1 pseudogene is annotated in these 630 nt (G+C 38.9%); it reads left to right on the top strand.

Annotated features, from left to right (window positions below):
* A pseudogene (gene znuD2, locus ACNQ0W_RS25310) lies at positions 1-630 on the top strand (TonB-dependent receptor ZnuD2); the annotation flags it as partial.

Raw genomic sequence — 630 nt, 5'->3', positions numbered from 1 at the left:
GCTGAAGGGCCTGTTACTACCTTAAATACAATAGTATTAACTGCACAATCTGATGAGTTAGGGTCTGAGCTGTTAGGCAAAAGTCTAAATGTTAGTAATCAGTTTATTGATACTAGTAAACTTAAACAGCGTTCGACAACTCTAGGGGATGCCTTGGGTACGGAATTAGGAATTCATTCTAATCAATATGGAGGTGGAGCATCTACTCCTATTATTCGTGGGCAGGAAGGAAAACGTATTAAAGTTTTACAGAATAATGCTGACGTGTTGGATATGTCTAATATGTCCCCAGATCACGCTGTCACAGTTGAACCAAGTTTAGCTAAGTCTATTGAAATTATACGTGGTGCAAGTACCCTTTTGTATAGTTCAAATAGTGCGGCAGGGGTAGTCAATGTCATTGACTATAAAATTCCAACCCAAATGCCTCAAGACGGATTAGAGGGTAATACTACATTACGTTTTAATACTGGCAGTAATGAGAAGTTGACCACAGCAGGTGTAACAGTTGGCTTAAGCCCACATGTAGCTTTACGGGCAGAAGGGTTATATCGTAATGCTGGTAACTATAAAACTCCTCATTACCAGTCTAGCTCTTATAATTCTTTAGAAGATCTTGAAAACCAAAAC

This window comes from Enterobacter cloacae complex sp. 6730903 (genome assembly GCF_048283985.1).
Classification (GTDB): domain Bacteria; phylum Pseudomonadota; class Gammaproteobacteria; order Enterobacterales; family Enterobacteriaceae; genus Enterobacter; species Enterobacter hormaechei_C.
Note: the sequence above shows the minus strand (reverse complement) of the source record. Positions and strands in the feature narration are given on the sequence as shown.